The sequence below is a fragment of the Anaerocolumna aminovalerica genome, from assembly GCF_900115365.1.
GTDB classification, from domain to species: Bacteria; Bacillota; Clostridia; order Lachnospirales; family Lachnospiraceae; genus Anaerocolumna; species Anaerocolumna aminovalerica.
The window spans coordinates 1-1,621 of sequence record NZ_FOWD01000079.1 but is presented as its reverse complement, the minus strand read 5'-3'; the positions used below and the strand labels follow the sequence as shown (position 1 = coordinate 1,621).

Annotated in this window: 2 protein-coding genes and 1 rRNA gene; all 3 read left to right on the top strand. The window is 28.3% G+C overall.

Features of this window, described 5'->3' with window-relative positions; translation table 11 throughout:
• Positions 1-94, top strand: a 23S ribosomal RNA gene (locus BM183_RS20400); the annotation flags it as partial.
• A 401-nt stretch (positions 95-495) separates the two neighbouring features.
• Complete coding sequence (locus tag BM183_RS21200; protein ID WP_242961070.1) at positions 496-681, top strand: hypothetical protein; 186 nt, start codon at positions 496-498, stop codon at positions 679-681.
• Positions 645-878, top strand: coding sequence for a LytTR family DNA-binding domain-containing protein (locus BM183_RS21575; RefSeq protein WP_334292878.1), 234 nt, complete (start codon positions 645-647; stop codon positions 876-878). Before BM183_RS21200 ends, BM183_RS21575 begins: the two co-directional genes overlap by 37 nt.
• The last annotated feature ends 743 nt before the right edge of the window (positions 879-1,621 follow it).

The following is a 1,621-nucleotide window of genomic DNA, read 5'->3' as shown; positions in this document are numbered from 1 at the left end:
AGACCCCTCGAAGACGACGAGGTAGATAGGTTAGAGGTGGAAGTGCAGTAATGTATGCAGCTGACTAATACTAATAGGTCGAGGGCTTGACCTAATAGGTTTGGAATTTTGATTAATAGAGCATTAGCTCACAAAGATGTTGTATTTTCATGTGTAGATTAATCAAGTTAAGATAAATATTAGTGAACAGAAAACTTTATGGTTTTCTGTTTTTTTGTGTAAAAATAGAAATAAACTATCAGATAGCAAACTCGCCTAATCACTATATATCTATTAATGAGTAGTTTTACAATGCATTAGATATATTAACCGATATATGGACCAGTGTGCTGGATTGCGCCAAAATTATAACAGATTAGATCCTAAAACTAAAATAATATTTGCAACAGCTCATTCCCAATATATGTCTGATGATTTCGAATTATATGTTATGATTATCTTGTTAAGCCATTTAATATAGATAAGGTAAATCAGACTCTTTGAAGAATTAAATCCATGTCTGAAGTAAGTTCACATAATCAATTTTTTAAAATAGTGAAATATGAACGTGGACTTGATAAACTATTGGTTAAAGGGAAAGAGAGTATGAGTTTTATAGATATTAAGGAAATCATACTGGTTCAAAGTAAAACAGCAGCACAGTTATATATACAGATCAGGATTCTTTTACAACCTCATTAAGTATTAGTGACATCGAAATTAAACTTGATCCAGAGCAGTTTCTGCGAAGCCATAAGTCCTATCTGATTAATATTTCTCAGATTAAAAATATTGAGCCTTATGGGAAATGGACTTATGTAGTTTCATTTAAAGATATTAGAAAAGATGCATTAATAACAGCAGCAAAGTTTGAAGAAATAAAGAAAAGATTTTCTTAGCATTATAAATAATTAATAAAAAAGGGATTAACTATATGGATGGCTTACTATATGGGAATCCCTTTTACGTGGTTTTAATATAGAAGTATATATTCTAGTAAGGTTATACAGTATTTAAAACATAAATATGAAAAATGGTATAAATTGCATGAAAAATTTAAACAATTTATGATTGACATTATTCTATAAATGTAGTATTATTAATCTCGCCGCTGAAAAAGGGGTAGCCATCAAGAGGAAGATAATTGAATTATTCATTATCTGATGTAGTGGTTAATAATTTATCTTTTTATAGATAAAACTCATGATTAAGTATATCATAATAAAATGGTATGAATTGCATATAAAATTAATACAATTTATGATTGACTTATTCTGAAAAATATAGTATTATGAAATTCCGCCTTTATTGAGGGGGAACCGCTAAAGAGGCAAATAAAAAATGTCGAAAAAAGTGGTTGACATAATATAAACTATATGATATAATCTTTTCTTGTCGGCACCAAAAGAATTCAATTAATAAATTGATTCAATGCCGTTGAACATTGATAACTGAACAGTGAAACAACCTTGAAAATTCTAATAAATTTTCATATTATAAATGAAGCGTTGAACTTGATTCGATGACTAATTTATAACGAACCGTATCTAATATAGATACAACCTTAAAAACAGTAAGGATTTAACGTTTGTTTTAATTCTTAAAACAAGCCAATGTTAATTCTGAACGATTAAACTTTAAT

What these genes read in the sequence shown, in the direction of transcription:
- BM183_RS21200 (WP_242961070.1), top strand. Translation starts at nt 496, where the DNA reads ATGTCTGAAGTAAGTTCACATAATCAATTTTTTAAAATAGTGAAATAT.